Origin of the sequence: Pseudomonas sp. AK181 (assembly GCF_051122975.1) — a bacterium.
GTDB classification, from domain to species: domain Bacteria; phylum Pseudomonadota; class Gammaproteobacteria; order Pseudomonadales; family Pseudomonadaceae; genus Aquipseudomonas; species Aquipseudomonas lactis.
Genome location: NZ_CP146348.1, coordinates 3,262,522 through 3,280,378, shown reverse-complemented (window position 1 = coordinate 3,280,378; position 17,857 = coordinate 3,262,522). Strand labels below are relative to the sequence as shown.

The 17,857-nt window shown below is 61.4% G+C and carries 15 protein-coding genes; 8 read left to right on the top strand and 7 right to left on the bottom strand.

What is annotated here, in order from left to right; genetic code table 11:
- The first annotated feature begins 14 nt into the window (after positions 1–14).
- From V8689_RS15005 to V8689_RS14995, 3 genes are all read left to right on the top strand, one after another.
- On the top strand, positions 15–623 hold the full coding sequence (locus tag V8689_RS15005; protein ID WP_003191561.1) for a LysE family translocator: 609 nt from the start codon (positions 15–17) through the stop codon (positions 621–623).
- A 911-nt stretch (positions 624–1,534) separates the two neighbouring features.
- Positions 1,535–2,518 (top strand): GlxA family transcriptional regulator, encoded by a 984-nt coding sequence (locus V8689_RS15000; protein WP_044274164.1) that lies wholly within the window; start codon positions 1,535–1,537, stop codon positions 2,516–2,518.
- A gap of 37 nt (positions 2,519–2,555) precedes the next feature.
- Positions 2,556–3,503 (top strand): ADP-ribosylglycohydrolase family protein, encoded by a 948-nt coding sequence (locus V8689_RS14995; RefSeq protein ID WP_056783369.1) that lies wholly within the window; start codon positions 2,556–2,558, stop codon positions 3,501–3,503.
- Here the strand turns inward: V8689_RS14995 and V8689_RS14990 are convergent.
- The 5 genes from V8689_RS14990 to V8689_RS14970 all read right to left on the bottom strand — a co-directional run bounded on the left by V8689_RS14990 (position 3,474) and on the right by V8689_RS14970 (position 10,005).
- Positions 3,474–4,721, bottom strand: a complete 1,248-nt coding sequence (locus V8689_RS14990; RefSeq protein WP_056783367.1) for an NAD(P)/FAD-dependent oxidoreductase — start codon at positions 4,719–4,721, stop codon at positions 3,474–3,476. The genes V8689_RS14995 and V8689_RS14990 overlap by 30 nt on opposite strands.
- 2 nt (positions 4,722–4,723) lie before the next feature.
- Positions 4,724–6,295: an aldehyde dehydrogenase (NADP(+)) gene (locus V8689_RS14985; RefSeq protein WP_056783365.1), complete on the bottom strand. Its 1,572-nt coding sequence runs from the start codon at positions 6,293–6,295 to the stop codon at positions 4,724–4,726.
- A 162-nt stretch (positions 6,296–6,457) separates the two neighbouring features.
- Complete coding sequence (locus V8689_RS14980) at positions 6,458–7,405, bottom strand: dihydrodipicolinate synthase family protein (protein WP_056783363.1); 948 nt, start codon at positions 7,403–7,405, stop codon at positions 6,458–6,460.
- 36 nt (positions 7,406–7,441) lie between these two features.
- Positions 7,442–8,368: a 4-hydroxyproline epimerase gene (locus tag V8689_RS14975; RefSeq protein WP_056783361.1), complete on the bottom strand. Its 927-nt coding sequence runs from the start codon at positions 8,366–8,368 to the stop codon at positions 7,442–7,444.
- 11 nt (positions 8,369–8,379) lie between these two features.
- Positions 8,380–10,005 carry an APC family permease gene (locus tag V8689_RS14970; RefSeq protein ID WP_060766396.1) on the bottom strand — a complete coding sequence of 542 codons (1,626 nt, stop codon included), beginning with the start codon at positions 10,003–10,005 and terminating at the stop codon, positions 8,380–8,382.
- 187 nt (positions 10,006–10,192) lie between these two features.
- Between V8689_RS14970 and V8689_RS14965 the strand changes: the two genes are divergently transcribed.
- Positions 10,193–10,981 (top strand): AraC family transcriptional regulator, encoded by a 789-nt coding sequence (locus tag V8689_RS14965; RefSeq protein WP_056783357.1) that lies wholly within the window; start codon positions 10,193–10,195, stop codon positions 10,979–10,981.
- 185 nt (positions 10,982–11,166) lie between these two features.
- Entirely contained in the window at positions 11,167–13,230 is a 2,064-nt protein-coding gene (treS, locus tag V8689_RS14960) for a maltose alpha-D-glucosyltransferase (RefSeq protein ID WP_056783355.1), read from the top strand.
- A gap of 122 nt (positions 13,231–13,352) precedes the next feature.
- On the opposite strand, the gene V8689_RS14955 is transcribed toward treS, so the two are convergent.
- A complete protein-coding gene (locus tag V8689_RS14955; RefSeq protein WP_034127523.1) occupies positions 13,353–13,781 on the bottom strand; it encodes a glycine zipper domain-containing protein in 429 nt (142 codons plus the stop codon).
- Positions 13,782–14,007: 226 nt separating this feature from the next.
- On the opposite strand from V8689_RS14955, the gene V8689_RS14950 reads away from it, so the two are divergent.
- Complete coding sequence (locus tag V8689_RS14950) at positions 14,008–14,466, top strand: Hsp20 family protein (RefSeq protein WP_003191546.1); 459 nt, start codon at positions 14,008–14,010, stop codon at positions 14,464–14,466.
- A gap of 66 nt (positions 14,467–14,532) precedes the next feature.
- Here the strand turns inward: V8689_RS14950 and V8689_RS14945 are convergent, their stop codons facing one another.
- Entirely contained in the window at positions 14,533–15,429 is an 897-nt protein-coding gene (locus V8689_RS14945; protein ID WP_056783353.1) for a LysR family transcriptional regulator, read from the bottom strand.
- A 293-nt stretch (positions 15,430–15,722) separates the two neighbouring features.
- Between V8689_RS14945 and V8689_RS14940 the strand changes: the two genes are divergently transcribed.
- Together V8689_RS14940 and ycaC are read left to right on the top strand one after the other, a co-directional pair.
- Positions 15,723–16,412, top strand: coding sequence for an isochorismatase family protein (locus tag V8689_RS14940; RefSeq protein WP_056783351.1), 690 nt, complete (start codon positions 15,723–15,725; stop codon positions 16,410–16,412).
- A gap of 65 nt (positions 16,413–16,477) precedes the next feature.
- On the top strand, positions 16,478–17,104 hold the full coding sequence (ycaC, locus tag V8689_RS14935; RefSeq protein WP_003191542.1) for an isochorismate family cysteine hydrolase YcaC: 627 nt from the start codon (positions 16,478–16,480) through the stop codon (positions 17,102–17,104).
- Positions 17,105–17,857: the final 753 nt, after the last annotated feature.

Genomic DNA, 17,857 nt, shown 5'->3' with positions numbered 1-17,857 from the left:
TTGGATGCCGCGCCATGTTCATGTCTACCAGCCTGTTATCAGCCTTCGTGCTGTTTGCTTTTGTCTCTTCAATCACTCCAGGGCCCAACAACACCATGTTACTGGCCTCAGGCGTGAATTTCGGCTTTCGCCGTTCGATGCCCCATGCGCTGGGGATCAGTATCGGCTTCATGCTGTTGGTGATCTGTGTGGGGCTGGGCTTGGGCGAGGTGTTCAAGGTGTTCCCGTGGGCCTACACGCTGTTGCGTTATGTCGGCGCCGCGTATTTGCTGTACCTGGCGTGGAAGATTGCCAATGCGGGCGGCATGTCTGATAACCCGGATGAACACGGCAAGCCGATGACCTTCCTCGGTGCGGCAGCGTTCCAGTGGGTCAACCCCAAGGCCTGGATCATGGCGCTGGGGGCAATCACTACCTACACGCCCGCCGAGGGTTATGTCACCAATGTGCTGGTGATCGCCCTGGTATTTGCAGTGGTCAACTTGCCGAGTGTGTGCGTGTGGGTGGGATGTGGCAGCGGCTTGCGCAACTTGCTGCGTGAGCCGCGCTGGTTACGGATGTTCAATTGGTCCATGGCCGGGCTGTTGGTGTTGTCGCTGTATCCGATGCTGTTTGTGGGCTGAGTAAGTAACCACGATGCGAAGCGAGCCGCTCGGCTTTTGATCTTGCTCTTGATCTGAAGCGCCCCGTTAAACCCCGCTGGCCGGAATTCGACAGTGATTTGGGGGGTAAACCGGCAGGGATGCCGGTTTAGCCGCCCCGCGCCATGGATGGCGCGTGGCGGCGGCCCCCCAAATCACTGGCGGATTACGGGCACACCGAGCCCAAGCGAGGTGCCGAGGGGTGGGGCAAGAGCCCTTTGGTTACTTTGGGGCTTTTCCAAAGTGACCCGCCGTCAGGGCGGAACCTTAAGCGGCCGTTACCTAAATAACGGATATGTACCCGGTCCAACTGTGTTGACTGTGAGGCCGTCATCGCAGGCAAGCCAGCTCCCACATTTGGATTGTGGAGTATCAGGTAGATAGATGTCGGCTGATAGGCCGCCATCGCAGGCAAGCCAGCTCCCACAGTTGGATTGCAGGGTGCCATGGAGATAGGCGTCGGTTGTCAGGCCGTCACGGGAGCAAGCTCCCTCGCCACAGGGGCAGTAGCGCGGGCTTAGACCGGCGAGATGGTCGCCAACATACCGATGCCAATGGTCAACACCAAAAAGCCAAACAGGAAAATCGCCATCTTGGTCATAAGGCCTCCGAGGGGAAGGGGACGACAGGAATGTCGGGATGGGGCTATTGTCCGCCTCAAGCGGTTTTCAATACAGGCGCAGATCGAAAAGAAAAAACCGTATCAGATCACCGCGCAGCGCCTGGGCCGTGGCTTTTCAAGCGAACAGCTTTTATCAAGATCAGGGCCATGGCCGCTGCCCGCCTTGAGCGTCACCTGAGACAGCCACTGCATTTGCCCCTAAGATAGCGCCCACTGCACAACAATAAGCGTGGGCCGACCCTCGATGGAAAGACGCCAGTTCAGCGGTGGCATGCAAGGCAAGAACCTGCGCTACCTCAGTGATAACCCTCAGCAATCAACCTCGGTCACCCGTGTCGGTTTCCTGCTGCTCGAACACTTCTCCTTGCCGGCGTTTACCCAGACCCTTGATACGCTGGTAACCGCCAACCTGTTGCGCCCCGATCTGTTCGCTACGCGCACCTTCGGCTGGGGCGAAGGCGAAGTCATCAGCGACCTGGGCCTGGTCATTCGCCCGGATGCGAACCTGATGCTGGCGACCTTGCAGGACTTGGATCTTCTGGTGATCTGTGGTGGTTTTCGCACCGAACTCAAAGCCAGCGAGCCATTTATCCAATGGCTGCGCAGCGCTGGCGAGGCAGGCGTGCGCCTCGCCGGCTTGTGGAACGGCTCATGGTTCCTCGGGCGTGCGGGGCTGTTGCAGGGTTACCGCTGTGCCATCCACCCCGAACATCGCCCGGCGCTGGCCGAAGTGTCCAAGGCGGCGCAGGTCACCAGCGAACCCTACGTCATCGACCGCGACCGCCTCACTGCGTCCAGCCCCTCGGGCGCTTTCCATATGGCCCTGGACTGGATCAAGAGCTTGCATGGCAAAGCCTTGGTCGAAGGCATCGAAGATATCCTGGCGTTCGAAGAGTCGCGCTACCGCCGTATCAAACCCACCGAAAACATGTGTGTCAGCGCGCCGCTGCGCGAGGTGGTGAAGCTGATGGACGCCAACCTCGAAGAGCCCCTGGAACTCGATCAACTCGCCGTCTACGCCGGCCGTTCCCGCCGCCAGTTGGAGCGCCTGTTCAAAGAACAACTGGGTACCACGCCGCAACGCTACTACATGGAACTGCGCGTCACTGAAGCGCGACGCCTGTTGCAGCACACCGAGTTATCCCAGGTGGATGTGCTGGTGGCGTGCGGGTTTGTCTCGCCGAGCCATTTCAGCAAATGCTACAGCGCGTATTTCGGCTATCGCCCCTCGAAGGAGAAGCGGTTGGTCAAGTAGCCTGGCGTGTGTAGAAAGATTTTCATAAGGAGTGGCAATGGACATCACGCTTTTGGATCGTTATCGCGGCAGCCTACTTGGGCTGGCGTGTGGCGACGCGGTAGGGACGACCGTTGAATTCATGCCCCGTGGCAGCTTTTCTCCCGTGACGGATATGCTAGGCGGCGGACCGTTTAGCCTCAAACCTGGCCAATGGACTGACGATACGTCCATGGCACTGTGTCTGGCCGAAAGCCTGTTGCGCAAAGGCGGTTTTGACGCGATGGACCAGATGGGGCGTTATCTGAATTGGTGGAAGTGGGGTTACTTGAGTTCTACCGGAGAGTGCTTTGATATCGGCATGACGGTTCGTGAGGCGCTGGAGCAATTTCAGCAAAGTGGCAACGCTTTTGCGGGCTCAACGCATCCGTACTCGGCCGGCAATGGTTCAATGATGCGCCTCGCACCTGTGGTGTTGTTTTACTTTCCAGATAGGGCGCACATCCACCGGTTTGCCGAGCAAAGCTCGCGAACTACTCATGCCGCGCAGGAGGCTATCGAGTGCTGCCTGCTGCTGGCCGAGGCTATCAGCAATGCCCTGAGCGGTGTTCCAAAGAAGCAGGTGCTGAGCTTTTCCCACACCGTGCTGTCGGCCCCTAAGGTCAAGGCTATCGCCTCTGGCGATTATCGCGATAAAACCTCTGCTCAAATCGTTGGCTCAGGTTACGCGGTGGCTTCGCTGGAGGCCGCATTCTGGTGTTTCGATCAGACCTCCAACTTTGCTGACGCGATACTCACCGCCGCCAACCTTGGGGATGATGCAGACACTACTGCCGCAATCGTTGGGCAACTGGCGGGGGCGTATTATGGCGTCCAGGCTATCCCCGCCGATTGGTTGAACAAACTATGCATGCGCGATGAAATTCAAGAAACGGCTGATGCGTTATTCAGCACCGCGTGCCTACCACAGCAAGGTTCAGAAACGATCCAGCCGATAAGGCTGTAGCTCAGGCACCCGCTCACCCGCCGCCAGCTGCCCAACCCGTTCGGCCGTCACTGCCGCCTGTGTCAGCCCCAGATGCTGGTGACCGTACGCAAGCAGTACCTTGCCCTCGCACACCCGGTCAATGATCGGCAGCGAGTCGGGCAGGGACGGGCGAAACCCCATCCAGGGCGTGGCTTCGCAGTCGCTCAGGTCGTGTCGGAACAGCCCTTTGCTCAACCGATGCAACTGCCAGGCCCGTTGCATATTGGCCGGGCGGTCGAGGCCGGCGAATTCGACCGTGCCGGCCAGGCGCAGGCCACCGGTCATGGGCGTCATGATGAACTTGCGCTCCAGCGAAGTGACCGCGAATGGCAGGCGCTGTTGCTCGTGGGGCAGCATCAGGTGGTAGCCGCGTTCGGTGTCCAGTGGCACTTGTTTGCCGGTGAGTGCGGCGGTGAGTTTGGCCGAATGGGCGCCGCAGGCGATCAGCATGTGCTGCGCTGTCAGTAGGCCTTGGTCGGTCATCAGGGAAACGCCGCTGCCCTCCAGGCGCGCGTCCAGAACCCGCTGCTGAAGAAATTTCACCCCCTCGGCCCTGGCCGCTTTCACCAGCTCGCCAACCACCGTATACGGGTCCAGAAAGTGCCCGGTAGCGGGGAAGAACAAACCGCCTTGTATGGCGTCGCTCAGTTGCGGCGCAGCCTTGCGCACCGCATCGCCGCTCCAGAACTCCACGGCGACGCCTTGCTGCCTCATGCGTTGCTGCACTGCATCCAGTGCAGCGCGGGATTCGGTGCGCTCATACACCAATAGCGAACCGTCTTCACGCAGCAATGGCGCTTGCCCAATCGATTGCAGCAAGCGTTGCCACGCGCCCAGGCTGCCTTCGTTCAAGGCGCGAAGGCCCGCCACAGTGCTTTGGTAAGGCGCTGGCCGCAGGTTCAGCAGCAGGCGGATAAACCAGGGCAGGGCGCGGGGCAGGTAGGCCCAGTCCAGGCGCAGCGGGCCCATGGGGTCCAGGAGCATGGCGGGCAAGCGCTTGAGGATCGACAGGTCGGCGATGGGGAAGACTTGCTCCGTCGCCAGGTGGCCGGCGTTGCCGTAGGAGGCGCCCATGCCGGGTGCCTGGGCGTCGACCACCACGACTTGGCGACCCTGGCGTGCCAACTGCAAGGCGCAGGCGACGCCGATAATGCCGGCGCCGACCACCACGATGTCTGCTTGATTGGGCTCGGCCATGGTTATGCTTCTCGCTGGCCGTCGAGCAGGCGCCGCAACCGCAGCGGGTTGTCGTGCTGCAGGGCGGTGGGCAGCAAGGCGTCCGGGAAATCCTGGTAACACACCGGGCGCAGGAACCGCAGGATCGCCGCCGTACCCACCGAGGTGCTGCGCGCATCCGAAGTCGCCGGAAAGGGCCCGCCATGCACCATGGCGTCGCACACTTCTACGCCGGTCGGCCAGCCGTTGACCAGCAAACGCCCGGCCTTGCGCTCCAGTACCGGCAGCAGTGCCCGGGCCTGTGGCAGGTCGTGGTCATCCATGTGCAGGGTGGCGGTGAGTTGACCTTCCAGGTGTTCGGACACCTGGCGCATCTGCTCGACATCGCGGCACTCCACCACCAGCGAGGCGGGGCCGAAGACTTCGGCTTGCAGGTGTTCGTTGTTCAGGAACGCCTCGGCGTGGGTCACGAACAGATGGGCCTGGCCCTGGTTCGGCCCGGTCGCTGGCAAGCCCTTGGCGGCGATATTGGCGTGTTGGGCCAGGGTCTTCAAACCGGTTTCGAAGGCGTTGAAGATGCCCGGTGTGAGCATGGTCTGGGCCGAGCAACGCGAGAGGCGGTCACTGGCTGACTGGATAAAGCGGTCCAGAGCGGCGCCTTGCAGGGCAATCACCAGGCCAGGGTTGGTGCAGAACTGGCCGGCGCCTTGGGTCAGCGACGCCACGAACCCTTCGGCTAAGGCTTCACTGCGGGCTTCAAGCGCAGCACAAAACAGGTACACCGGGTTGATCGAACTCATTTCTGCAAACACCGGGATTGGCTCCGGGCGTGCCTGCGCCGCTTGGCACAGGGCAATACCGCCACTGCGCGAACCGGTAAAGCCCACGGCCTTGATGCGCGGGTCGCTCACCAATGCGATACCCACCTCGTTACCCGCACCGTAGAGCAGTGAAAACACACCCTCCGGCAAGCCACAATCTTTGACCGCCTGGGCGATGGCGCGGCCCACGAGTTCGCTGGTGCCGGGGTGGGCGTTATGCGCCTTGACGATCACCGGGCAACCGGCGGCAAGGGCCGATGCGGTATCGCCGCCCGCCACGGAGAAGGCCAGGGGGAAGTTGCTGGCACCGAACACCGCCACCGGGCCCAGAGCGATATGGCGCTGGCGCAGGTCGCCACGGGGCAGGGGTTGGCGCTGGGGCTGTGCGGTATCGACGCGCACGTCGAGCCATTCGCCCAGGCGCACGGTGCGGGCAAAAGCGCGCAGTTGCCCGCAGGTACGGCCGCGTTCACCTTCAATGCGTGCGCGAGGCAAGCCGGTTTCGGCGCAGGCACGTTCGACCAGCTCATCACCCAAGGCTTCGATGTGGGTGGCGATGGTTTCGAGCAACGTGGCGCGATCTGCCAAGGTGGTTTCGCGGTAAGGGTCAAACGCGGCCCACGCCAGTGCGCAGGCCTGTTCGACGTGCTGCTCATCCCCGCCAGCGTAGGCGGGTTCCAGTGGGGTGTTAGTGGCGGGGTTGATCGCGCGGATCGCATCGCGATGGCCGGAGATGGATTGCTGACCGATCAGCAGCTTGCCTGTCAGAGTCATGGGGGCATCCTGAAAAACAGAGGAGTGTTGTAGGAGCGAGCTTTTGTGGCGAGCAAGCTTGCTTGCGCTGGGGTGCGAAGCGCCCCCAATAAAAGCCGGAGACTGCTGCGCAGTCAGCGGGAGCAAGCTCCCTCGCCACAGCAAGCTCGCTCCTACAGAAAATCAAGCGGCGTTCTGTTCTGCCGACCAGTTGGCATACCACTGGCGGAACAGCGCGTACTGCTGCTCGGCATAGCGGCGCTGGGCCGCGCTGAGCTCGTCGGTTTCGTTGAAGTGCAGGGCGTAACCCTGGTCGCCGTTGAGCACCATCAGGTGCTTGTAATACAGCACCAGGTCGCAGCCTTCGTCGAACGACGACAACACCGCCAGCGCAGCTTCCAGCTCACGGGCCTGGCGACGCGCTTTGGCATCGCCCTTGGCGGCTTTTTTGCTCAGCGCCACCAGTTGCAGCACTTCGCGCGGCAGTGCATTACCGATGCCGGTAATGGCGCCGGTGGCGTTGCAGTTGACGAAGCCGTGGACCACCTGGGTGTCGACGCCGACCATCAGGGTGACATTGTCATCCTGGGAGGTGATGTTTTCCGCGGCGTAGCGCAGGTCGGCGGCGCCGCCGAACTCCTTGAAGCCGATCAGGTTCGGGTGTTCGCGGCGCAGTTCGAAGAACAAATCAGCGCGGGTGGCGAAGCCGTAGTAGGGGCTGTTGTAGATCACCGCCGGCAGGCTGGGGGCGGCGTTGAGGATCGCTGCAAAGTGGGCCTTTTGCGCAGTGACCGAAGCACCTCGGGACAGCACGCGGGGAATCACCATCAAACCATGGGCGCCGACTTTGGCGGCATGGGCCGCGTGGGATACGGCTTCACGGCTGTTCACCGCACCGGTGCCGACGATGGTTGGCACACCCGCCGCCACCAGGCGCGCCACGCCTTCCTGGCGCTGGGCCTCGGTGAGCAGCGGCCAGTCGCCCATGGAGCCGCAATACACCACGGCACTCATGCCGATGTCGATCAGCTCGCGGCCCTTGGCGACGAGGGCGTCGAAGTCCGGTTGGCGTTCGGCGGTGCAAGGGGTCATCAGGGCGGGCATGCAGCCGGTGAAGATGTTGTCGCTCATGGTGCTAACTCCATTTCAGTTGAATTGATGAAGGGCTCAGATGCCCCAGGCAAACGGGTCTTGTTCGTCGATCAGCAAGGTGCTGTCGGCGGTCATGTAGGCGCGGCCGGTGATGAATGGGCGTACGTGTTCACCGTCCCACTCATAGCGGCCGAGGAACTGGCTGCCGGTGATGCTGGCTTGTACCCACAGCTCTCCCGCGGCGAGTTTTGCGTCGGCGGCCAGGCAGGCGAGCTTGGCGCTGGTGCCGGTGCCGCAGGGGGAGCGGTCATAGGCTTTGCCAGGGCACATCACAAAGTTGCGGCTGTCGGCGTGGGCGTCGTCGGCGAACAGTTCGATATGGTCGATCAGCGCACCGTCTGCACCACGGATGTCTTGGGCTTCGAGGGCCTTGAGCATCGCCCAGGTGTAGTCGGTCAGAGCCTCCACGTTATCCATCTGCAACTGATGGCCGTGGTCCGACACCAGGAAAAACCAGTTGCCGCCCCAAGCGATGTCGCCCAGCACCACGCCATGCCCAGGCACGTCAACCGGCACCTGTTTGCGATAGCGGTAAGCGGGCACATTGCGCAGGGTCACGCTGCCGTCGTCGTGCAAGGTGGCCGCTACCGGGCCGACCGGCGTGTCGAGACTGTGCACGCCCGGTTGGATCAGCCCCAGGTGGTGCAGCGAGGCAACCAGGCCGATGGTGCCGTGGCCGCACATGCCGAGGTAGCCGGCGTTGTTGAAGAAGATCACCCCGCAGGTCGCCCCCGGCGTGACTGGCGCGCAGTACAGCGCGCCCACCAGTACATCATTGCCTCGTGGCTCCAGCAGACAGGCGCGGCGCCATTGATCGTGGTGGGTGCGCAGGTGGTGCAGTTGGTCGGCGATCGTGTCGCCAACCAGCGCGGGGAAACCGCTCATGACCAGGCGTGTAGGTTCACCGCCGGTGTGTGAGTCAATCACGTGCAGCCGTTTCATAAGGCGCTCCATCAGTGGGTGGCCGGGGACAGTGGGGCGCTGTAGTGCGCGTCGCTGACGGCTTCGCTTTCGTCCTCTTCCTGCTCCAGGCGCACCAAGTGGGCGGGCACGCCGGTGGCGGCGCCCCAGTAGTAGATGCCCAAGGCGCAGGCCGCCACCACCAGGGTGTCAAACGGGTGGCTGATCACGCCGATACCGCCAAAGCTGCCGAGTTTGGAGAGCAGGATGGTCACGGCGTAGAAGCCGATCAGCCAGGCCGAGGAGCGCACCTGCTGCTTGAGGTTCAGGTGCGCGGTCGGCACCCAGCGTGCACACAGCAGGTACACCACAAACATCAGGATTTGCAGGCCCAGCAGCCAGGACACGGTGCTCCACCCCGACCAGTACACGATCAGCGCAGCGATGATGAAGGACAGCGGGCCCAGCACCGCCATGCCCTTGACCCGAAACGGGCGTGCCATGTCGGGGGCATTGCGGCGCAGGGCGGCGACGGTCACCGGGGCCACGGCGTAACTGAGGATCAGGGCGGCGGACACCACGTTGATCAGCGCTTCCCAGGACGGGAACGGCAAGGTCCAGAACACCGACAGGCCAAAGGTCAGCCACAGCGCCGGGCGCGGGATGCCGGACTTCTCATCGATGCGCGTGAAGATCTTGAAGAAGGTGCCGGTCTGCGCCCAGCCATACACCACGCGCGGGGTGGCGTTCATGTAGATATTGCCGCAGCCACTGGGGGAGATCACCGCATCGGCCACCACCAGGTAGGCCAGCCAGCCCACGCCCAGCGCCAGGGCGATATCGCGATAGGGCAGGGCCAGTTCCTTGCTGATGCCGGCCCAGCCATTGGCGAGCATTTCGGTAGGCACGCCGCCGAGGAACGCGGTTTGCAGCAGCACATAGATGGCCGTCGACAACAGTACCGAGAGGATCAGGGCGATGGGGATGGTGCGCTGTGGGTTTTTCACTTCGCTGGCCACCGAAATGATCGGCGTCAGCCCCAGGTAGGCAAAGATCACCCCGCCTGCCGACACGGCCATCTCGATGCCCGACAAGCCGAACGGTGCAAAGCCATGCACCTGGAAGTTCGCAGGCTTGAAGAAGGTGAACAGCACGCCGATCACCAGCAACGGCACGATGAACTTGAACACGCTCACCAGGTTATTGGCGATGGCAAAGGTCTTCACGCTGCGGTAATTGAGCACAAAGAACAGGCACAGCAAGGCAAATTGCACCAGCCAGCCCAGGGTAGTGGGGTCACTGGAGCCGGCCTTGGTCAGCTGGGGAAACCAGGCTGCCGCATACTGGCGCGAGGCGACCACTTCAATCGCCACCAGGCTGGAAAACGCGATCAGCGTGATAAAGCCCATCAGGTAGCCCAGCAACGGGCCATGGGAGTACACCGGGTAGCGCACCACGCCGCCGGCGCGGGGCAGGGCGGCGCCGAGTTCGCAATAGACAATGCCCAGCAACAGCACAGCGAAACCACCCAGCAACCAGGAAAAAATCCCCGCCGGGCCTGCGATGGCAGACACGTGGCTGGCAGCGAACAACCAACCCGAACCGAAGATGGCCCCCAACCCGATAAAGGTGAGGTCCATCAGTGACAGCTGTTTCTTGAACTTGCCTTGGCCTGACATAGCGGCGCCTTCTTGTGAGTTATTGGATAGGCATGCAGTGGCGCTATCCTGAACCCACAGGCCTGGCTGACGATTGATGTTTTATGCGGCGATGGATGACGAATTCAGCACAATTTGCCGCGCTCGACAGCGCTCGTTCCATGGCGCAATCTGCTGGCTGTCGACGAATAAAAGGGCAGATAAAGTCATGTTGCAGAGCGCGTTCGCGAGCCTTTTCCAGGGCAGCCGACCCCACAGCATCGAGCAGCTATTGAGCGGGGTAGAGCAGTTGCTGCCGATGCTCGATGTACTGCCCAACGCGGCGATTTTCATCAAGGACATCGACGCCCGCTACGTGCTCGCCAACCGTACCCTGGTGCAACGCTGCGGCCTCAAGCAGCTGCAACCGCTGCTGGGCAAGACCAGCGCCGAAGTGTTTCCCGCGCAATTGGGCCCCGGCTATACCGAGCAGGACCGGCGCGTGCTCAAGCAAGGCCTGGTGTTGGAGGATCAACTCGAATTGCACCTCTACGGCACCCGCGAACCCGGCTGGTGCCTGACCCACAAGTGGCCGCTGTACAACCGGCTCGGCGCGATCATCGGCCTGGCCGGAATCTCGGTAGACCTGCAATCGGCCAGTGAAACCCACCCGGCTTACCAGCGTTTGGCAGCGGTGGACGAACATATCCGCAGCCACTTCAACCGCCGTGTCACCCTGGGTGAACTGACCCGCATCGCCGGGATTTCTGTGGCGCAACTGGAGCGTTACTGCAAGCGCGTGTTTCACCTCACACCTCGGCAAATGATCCAGAAAGTCCGGCTGGAACATGCCCGGCGGTTGTTGCATACCGAGCTGCCAATTACCGAGGTGGCGCTGCAGTGCGGGTACACCGATCACAGTGCGTTTACCCGGCAATTCAAATCCTCTACAGGCTTCGCCCCGAGGCAGTACCGGCAAGCCACACAAGGCGGCAGCGCAGATGAATGTCTTCTGTAGGAGCGAGCTTGCTCGCGAAAAACCTCAACGATAACGCGCCCTTCCTGAATGAACGCGGTGCCTGTGAGTTTTTCGCGAGCAAGCTCGCTCCTACAGGGTAAGCGTTCTATTGCAATGCAACGAATGGCGCGCACGCCCCTCATATGCTTACACCGACACTTTTCACCACGACAGGTAACGAGCTTATGACCGCGGCGAACAACGATCATGTGAACTGGCTGGTGCAACATTCCATGCTTCACGCGGCGCGGCAGCGGGCCAAGCTGTATTCGGGGCAAGGGCGCTTGTGGCAGCAGCCCTATGCACAGACCCGGCCGCGTGACGCTTCAGCCTTGTCGTCCGTGTGGTTCACGGCCTACCCCGCGTCGATTGTCACCCGCGAAGGCGGCACCGTACTGGAAGCGCTGGGGGACGAAACCCTGTGGCATACCCTGTCCAAAATCGGTATCCAGGGCATTCACAACGGCCCGTTGAAGAAGTCCGGTGGTTTGTCTGGCACTGAGCACACCCCCACCATTGACGGCAATTTCGATCGCATCAGCTTCGACATCGACCCGCAACTGGGCACCGAGGCACAATTGCAGGCCTTGACGCGCATGGCTGCCGCGCACAATGCGGTGATCATCGACGATGTGATCCCGTCGCACACCGGCAAAGGCGCGGATTTTCGCCTGGCGGAAATGGCCTATGAGGACTATCCGGGCCTGTACCACATGGTCGAAATCCGCGAGGAAGACTGGCCGTTACTGCCCGACGTGGCCGCCGGGCGTGATGCACAAAACCTCAGCCCCTCCCAGGTAGACGCGCTGCGCGACAAGCACTACATCGTCGGCCAATTGCAGCGGGTGATTTTCTTCGAGCCCGGCGTCAAGGAAACCGACTGGAGCGCCACCCCGGTGGTGCTCGGCGTAGATGGCAAGCCGCGGCGCTGGGTGTATCTGCATTACTTCAAGGAAGGCCAGCCGTCGCTCAACTGGCTCGACCCTTCGTTTGCCGCGCAGCAGATGATCATCGGTGATGCGCTGCACGCCATTGATGTGATGGGCGCGAAAATCCTGCGCCTGGATGCCAACGGCTTTCTGGGCGTGGAGCGCAAGCTCGATGGTACGGCGTGGTCCGAAAGCCATCCGCTGTCGATCACCGGCAATCAACTACTCGGCGGCGCCATTCGCAAGGCGGGCGGGTTCAGTTTTCAGGAGCTCAATCTCACTGTGGACGACATCGCATCCATGTCCCACGGCGGCGCCGACCTGTCCTATGACTTCATCACCCGGCCGGCCTACCAGCATGCTTTGTTGATGGGCGACACCGAGTTCCTGCGCCTGATGCTGCGTCAGATGCACAGCCTCGGCATCGACCCTGGCTCGCTGATTCACGCGCTACAGAACCACGATGAGCTGACCCTGGAGCTGGTGCATTTCTGGACGCTGCACGCCCATGACAGTTTCCTGTTCCAGGGCCAGACTTTCCCCGGCAACATCCTGCGCGAGCATATCCGCGAGCAGATGTACGAACGGCTGACCGGTGAGCATGCGCCGTATAACCTCAAGTTCGTCACCAACGGCGTGTCCTGCACCACTGCCAGCATCATCACCGCAGCCCTGGGGATTCGTGACCTGGAGACGATCACCCCGGCGGATATCCAGCAGATTCGCCAGATCCACTTGCTGCTGGTGATGTACAACGCCATGCAACCTGGGGTGTTTGCCTTGTCCGGCTGGGACCTGGTGGGCGCGTTGCCGTTGGCGGCCGAAGACGTGGCGCACCTGATGGCCGATGGCGACACCCGGTGGATCCACCGTGGCGCCTATGACCTGGTAGACCTGAACCCCGACGCCGAGCTGTCGGCGGGGCAAATGCCGCGCTCAAAAAGCCTGTATGGCAGCCTGAACAGCCAACTGCAGGACCCGGAGTCCTTTGCCTCCCAACTGCAAAAAATCCTCGCCGTGCGCCGCGCCTACGATATCGCCGCCAGCCGCCAGATCCTGGTGCCAGATGTCGAGCATCCCGGCTTGTTGATCATGGTTCACGAACTGCCAGCGGGTAAGGGCACGCAAATCACGGCGCTGAACTTTGGTGCCACGCCGATCACCGAAACCTTGCACCTGCCCAACATCGCACCGGGCCCGGTAGTGGATATCATCAATGAGCGGGTGGAAGGCGATTTGACCGAGGAGGGCGCGTTCACGATCACGCTGGACGCTTATGAAGGGCTGGCGTTGCGGGTGGTGAGCAGCACGCCGATGTAAATCGCCTGTAGGAGCGAGCGTGCTCGCGAAATAACGTCAACGATAACGCGTGCTTCCTGGATAAACGCGGCGTCTGTGAGTTCTTCGCGAGCAAGCTCGCTCCTACCGGGCAAGCCAGAGGATCAGTGGTGCTTGTTCTTGTGCTTATGTTTGTTGCCTTTGTGCTTGCCACCACCGGAACGATGACCGCTCTCGTCATCGGCCAGGTTATTACCCAGCGCGCCACCGGCTGCGCCGCCCACGCCCGCGCCGATGGTCGAACCGGTGGTGCCGCCCAGGCGATTGCCAATCAGCGAACCGCCCGCCGAACCCAAACCGCCGCCAATCGCCGCTTCGGTTTTATTACCTTTTTGCGCACCCACCGCACTCCCGGCGGCGCCACCTACGCCTGCGCCAATGGCCGCGCCAGTCGAGCCACCGAGCTGCTGGCCCACCACATTGCCCAACACACCGCCGACACCGCCTCCCAGCGCCGCCGTACCATCTCCAGCGGCCAGAGCGCCTTGGGAGATCAGGATGCCCAATGCCAGGGCCGGGAATGTCATTTTCATTTTTTTGTACCTCAAGGGCTGTCTCAGGCGCTCACGGGGTAAAGCACGCCTGGCATTTTGATTAGAGCACACGCCATAACACTTGGGCTTCGGTGATCGCCCCTTGCACAAGAAAATTTTTTTCGGCCCTCTTGAATTCCTGTTGCGCGTCCATAAATTTTTGATCACGCGATGCCGAATCCGGGTCGCGTACTAAATCACTTGGAGAAACTCAGGAGATTTTAAAATGGCTACTACCCTGTCGTTGGCCCCACTGTTCCGTCAATCGGTGGGCTTTGATCGCTTCAATGACCTGTTCGAGTCGGCGCTGCGCAGCGAGGCTCCGAATTCCTATCCACCTCACAACGTGGAAAAGCACGGTGACGACGCGTACCGCATTGTCATCGCCGTGGCTGGCCTGACCGAGGAGGATCTGGATATCCAGGTCGAGAGGGGTGTATTGACGGTTTCCGGCGGAAAACGCGAAACCGACGATAAGGTCGCTTACCTGCACCAGGGCATTGCCCAACGTGCGTTCCGGTTGTCGTTCCGCTTGGCGGACCATATCGAAGTGCGTGGCGCATCCCTGACCAACGGGTTGCTCAACATCGACCTGCTGCGTGAAGTGCCTGAAGAGGCCAAGCCAAAACGCATCATGATTGGTGGCGAGGCCAAACCCGAGCTGCGTCAGGTCAGCTTGCAGTAAAACAATCGGCGGTAAAAAGGCGCTCTACGGAGCGCCTTTTTTGTGTGCGCTGCAAACCCAGGCCGGCTAAACCTGGGTGTTGGGTGCAAACAACTGCCTGGCCTCGGCAAAGCATTTCTCTGCGATGGCCGAGCGCGGTTCGGTCTTGCGCATCACCATGCCCAGGGGGGCAAGGACGCTGGCATCCGGCAGGTGGATAAACGCCAGGTTCTCGATAGGGCTTTCCAGGCCGCTGTCCAACGGCATGATCGCGCAACAGAAGCCTTCGTGAATGGCCTGGAACAGTTGATAGGTGGAGTCGCTTTCCAGAATCGGCTGGGGATCGAGACCGCGGCTGCGGAAACTCAGGTCGATGGATTTTCGGTAGTGCATGCCATTGCTGATCATCCCCAGGGGCAGTTCGGCGGCTTCTTCCCAGCTCATCTGCGTGCCTTCGAAGTGGAAGTGGCGGGTGTCGTACAGCAGGCCGACACGGGTTTCGCCCAGTTCGAAAAACTCCAGGTAGTTGGGGCTGACGTGGTCCAGGTAACACACCCCCAAGTCCAGTTGGTTGGTGCCCAAGGCTTCGATGATTTTGTCCGAGCTCATGGAGGTGAGGCTGAACTTGAGTTCCGGAAAGCTGTGGGACAGGCCCTGAATGAAGCTGATCGGGTTGAAGCCGCTCAGGGGCACCAGGCCCAGGCGCAGGTTACCCACCAACTGGCCGCGACACGCAGCCGCTTCGGCGAACAGGCCGTCGTGGGCGGCAAGTAAGGTCCTGGCCCAGGCCAGCACGCGTTCGCCGGCCTGGGTGAAGCCTTCGAAACGTTGACCGCGGGTCACCAGCTCCAGGCCCAGTTCTTCCTCCAGGTTGCGCAGGCGCATCGACAGGGTGGGCTGGGTGATGTTGCAGCGGGCGGCGGCCTGGCCGAAATGGCGGGTCTGCTCCAGCGCGATCAGGAATTTAAGTTGTTTGATGTCCATGAAGGCACCTGCCTGCAAATGAGCCGATGATCGCATTGTAACGGCCGGCACGTCCAAGTGCCCTTGCCACGGTGCAGTTGCATTGTTCCATTTATGGGATGGAGCGGTCCGTTTCAGCTACTACCTAACCCCGAACGCGATGACTAAGGTGGTCCCACTGTTTTTTTGGGTGGGCCTGCTGACACACGTCCAGGTCGCGGCCCAAGCGTGTCTGTACAGGAAGCGCAGGCACGGCCGGACGCAGTTCCGGCGCACCACGCCAGGGAGGTATCGCCAAGCAAGAGGAAATGCAAATGACTGCATCAGGTAACGCTGCAAACTTCAATGGTCAAAAGCCGACGATTGACCCCGCTGACACCGCCATGTTGCTGATCGACCACCAGAGTGGTCTGTTCCAGATCGTCAAGGACATTGATGTTCCTCAATTGCGCGCCAACGCCATCGCGCTGGCCAAGGCCGCAACCCTGCTGAAAATTCCGGTCATCACCACCGCTTCGGTGCCGCAAGGCCCCAACGGCCCGTTGATCCCGGAAATCCACGAAGCCGCGCCGCACGCCCAGTACGTGGCCCGCCGTGGCGAAATCAACGCCTGGGACAATCCCGAGTTCCATGCCGCCGTCAAAGCCACCGGCAAGAAGACCCTGGTGATCGCCGGCACCCTGACCAGCGTGTGCCTGGCGTTCCCGTCCATTGCGGCGGTGCATGAAGGCTACAAGGTGTTTGCGGTGGTCGATGCCTCGGGTAACCACTCCAGGCTGGCCACCGACCTGACCGTCGCACGCCTGGCCCAGGCCGGCGTGGTGCCGATCGACATCATGGGCACGCTGTCGGAGCTGCAAGGTTCCTGGAACCGCCCGGATGCCCAGGCGTGGGCCAACGTCTACACCCAGGCCATGCCGCACTATCAGCTGCTGATCGAGAGCTACATCAAGGCCCAGGAAGTGGCAAACAACCACGAAGTACTAGACTCACAGCGCACGTAAATACGCTTGGGCCTTTTGCGGTTCGCCCATGTTGGGCGCTGCCTCTATTTATCAGGAGTATGAAGATGTCTACACCTTACGTTCGCTTGGACAAAGACAACGCCGCGGTGCTGTTGGTCGACCATCAGGCCGGCTTGCTGTCATTGGTCCGTGACATCGACCCGGACAAGTTCAAGAACAACGTGCTGGCCTTGGCTGACCTGGCCAAGTACTTCAAGTTGCCGACCATCCTCACCACCAGTTTCGAAACCGGCCCCAACGGCCCGCTGGTGCCCGAGCTCAAGGCGCTGTTCCCGGATGCGCCGTACATTGCGCGCCCAGGCCAGATCAACGCCTGGGACAACGAAGACTTCGTCAAGGCCATCAAGGCCACGGGCAAGAAGCAATTGATCATTGCCGGCGTCGTGACCGAAGTGTGCGTGGCGTTCCCGGCGCTGTCGGCCCTGGCCGAAGGCTTTGAAGTGTTTGTGGTCACCGACGCCTCCGGCACTTTCAACGAACTGACCCAGCAATCGGCCTGGGCCCGCATGTCGGCCAACGGCGCGCAACTGATGACCTGGTTCGGCCTGGCCTGCGAGCTGCATCGCGACTGGCGCAACGACATCGAGGGCTTGGGGACGTTGTTCTCCAACCACATTCCGGACTACCGCAACCTGTTCACCAGCTACAACGCGTTGACTGAAGGCAAGTGAGGCTGATGGGAGGCTGCTGGCGATCTGGGTCTATACCGATTCGATGCGACACTGGATCTGTGGCCAGAGAGCTTGCTCACGCGAAGGTCTGATAACCGACGCGCGATTCAAATGTGGGAGCTGGCTTGCCTGCGATGACGGCCTGCCAGCCGACATTTACCTACCTGACACCCCGCGATCCAACTGTGGGAGCGGGCTTGCTCGCGAAGGCGGCCTGGCAGTCAACACAGCTGGATTGTGTACATATCCATTGCTGCGGTAACGGCCGCTTAGGGTTCCGCCCTGACGGCGGCTCACTTTGCAAAAGCGGCAAAGTAAGCAAAACGCTCTTGCCCCACCCCTCGGCACCTCGCCTAGGCTCGGTGTGCCCGTAATCCGCCAGTGATTTGGGGGGCCGCCGCCACGCGCCATCCATGGCGCGGGGCGGCTAAACCGGCATCCCTGCCGGTTTACCCCCCAAATCCCTGTCGAATTCCGGCCAGCGGGGTTTAACGGGGCGCTTCAGATCAAAAGCAAGATCAAGAGCGACTCGCTTCGCATCGTGGTTACCGTCTACGGTTACAGCGTTGTGTAGAGTCCTATGCTGCGATGGCGGCAGCGTTGACCGTCGTGGGAGCAAGCTCCCTCACCACTGGATCAGCACCGCTAGAAGGATGACAGAACTTAAGTCGTATTTTGTTACTAACCCATGTCCTAAAAATTCAGCCCTGTGGCGGCAAAACAGGACAAAACGCCACCTCGCCACTCAATTTT

What these genes read in the sequence shown, in the direction of transcription:
- V8689_RS15005 (WP_003191561.1), top strand. Translation starts at nt 15, where the DNA reads ATGTTCATGTCTACCAGCCTGTTATCAGCCTTCGTGCTGTTTGCTTTT.
- V8689_RS15000 (WP_044274164.1), top strand. Translation starts at nt 1,535, where the DNA reads ATGCAAGGCAAGAACCTGCGCTACCTCAGTGATAACCCTCAGCAATCA.
- V8689_RS14995 (WP_056783369.1), top strand. Translation starts at nt 2,556, where the DNA reads ATGGACATCACGCTTTTGGATCGTTATCGCGGCAGCCTACTTGGGCTG.
- V8689_RS14990 (WP_056783367.1), bottom strand. Translation starts at nt 4,721, where the DNA reads ATGGCCGAGCCCAATCAAGCAGACATCGTGGTGGTCGGCGCCGGCATT.
- V8689_RS14985 (WP_056783365.1), bottom strand. Translation starts at nt 6,295, where the DNA reads ATGACTCTGACAGGCAAGCTGCTGATCGGTCAGCAATCCATCTCCGGC.
- V8689_RS14980 (WP_056783363.1), bottom strand. Translation starts at nt 7,405, where the DNA reads ATGAGCGACAACATCTTCACCGGCTGCATGCCCGCCCTGATGACCCCT.
- V8689_RS14975 (WP_056783361.1), bottom strand. Translation starts at nt 8,368, where the DNA reads ATGAAACGGCTGCACGTGATTGACTCACACACCGGCGGTGAACCTACA.
- V8689_RS14970 (WP_060766396.1), bottom strand. Translation starts at nt 10,005, where the DNA reads ATGTCAGGCCAAGGCAAGTTCAAGAAACAGCTGTCACTGATGGACCTC.
- V8689_RS14965 (WP_056783357.1), top strand. Translation starts at nt 10,193, where the DNA reads ATGTTGCAGAGCGCGTTCGCGAGCCTTTTCCAGGGCAGCCGACCCCAC.
- treS (WP_056783355.1), top strand. Translation starts at nt 11,167, where the DNA reads ATGACCGCGGCGAACAACGATCATGTGAACTGGCTGGTGCAACATTCC.
- V8689_RS14955 (WP_034127523.1), bottom strand. Translation starts at nt 13,781, where the DNA reads ATGAAAATGACATTCCCGGCCCTGGCATTGGGCATCCTGATCTCCCAA.
- V8689_RS14950 (WP_003191546.1), top strand. Translation starts at nt 14,008, where the DNA reads ATGGCTACTACCCTGTCGTTGGCCCCACTGTTCCGTCAATCGGTGGGC.
- V8689_RS14945 (WP_056783353.1), bottom strand. Translation starts at nt 15,429, where the DNA reads ATGGACATCAAACAACTTAAATTCCTGATCGCGCTGGAGCAGACCCGC.
- V8689_RS14940 (WP_056783351.1), top strand. Translation starts at nt 15,723, where the DNA reads ATGACTGCATCAGGTAACGCTGCAAACTTCAATGGTCAAAAGCCGACG.
- ycaC (WP_003191542.1), top strand. Translation starts at nt 16,478, where the DNA reads ATGTCTACACCTTACGTTCGCTTGGACAAAGACAACGCCGCGGTGCTG.